A 919-nucleotide genomic window follows, 5' to 3' on the forward strand; every position below is an offset into this window, starting at 1 on the left:
CAACCAACGGCGCGCTCGCCTTATCCTTCTGCGTCCCCCCATTGCTCAAACGGCGGGGAGGTGGTACAGGAATATCAACCTGTTGTCCATCGTCTACGCCTATCGGCCTCGACTTAGGTCCCGACTGACCCTGAGCGGACGAGCCTTCCTCAGGAAACCTTGGGCATTCGGTGGACGGGATTCTCACCCGTCTTTCGTTACTCATACCGGCATTCTCACTTCTAAGCGCTCCACGAATCCTTCCGGTTCCGCTTCGACGCCCTTAGAACGCTCTCCTACCACGGACATCTGAGATGTCCATCCACAGCTTCGGTAATCCGTTTAGCCCCGGTACATTTTCGGCGCAGTGTCACTCGACCAGTGAGCTATTACGCACTCTTTAAATGATGGCTGCTTCTAAGCCAACATCCTGGTTGTCTAAGCAACGCCACATCCTTTTCCACTTAACGGATATTTGGGGACCTTAGCTGGTGGTCTGGGCTGTTTCCCTCTTGACTACGGATCTTATCACTCGCAGTCTGACTCCCAAGCATAAATCACTGGCATTCGGAGTTTGTCTGAATTCGGTAACCCGGGATGGGCCCCTAGTCCAAACAGTGCTCTACCTCCAGGATTCTCAATCTTGAGGCTAGCCCTAAAGCTATTTCGGAGAGAACCAGCTATCTCCAGGTTCGATTGGAATTTCTCCGCTACCCACACCTCATCCCCGCACTTTTCAACGTGCGTGGGTTCGGGCCTCCAGTAAGTGTTACCTTACCTTCACCCTGGACATGGGTAGATCACCTGGTTTCGGGTCTACAACTGCATACTCATTCGCCCTGTTCAGACTCGCTTTCGCTGCGGCTCCGACTTCTCATCTTAACCTTGCATGCAATCGTAACTCGCCGGTTCATTCTACAAAAGGCACGCCATCACCCAT

The 919-nt window shown here is 53.0% G+C and carries 1 rRNA gene; it reads right to left on the reverse strand.

Annotated elements, in window-relative coordinates:
- Positions 1-919: ribosomal RNA gene (locus ACSFXN_RS19790) — 23S ribosomal RNA — on the reverse strand; the annotation flags it as partial.

It is taken from the genome of Planococcus sp. 1R117A, from assembly GCF_051417975.1.
Classification (GTDB): Bacteria; Bacillota; Bacilli; order Bacillales_A; family Planococcaceae; genus Planococcus; species Planococcus shenhongbingii.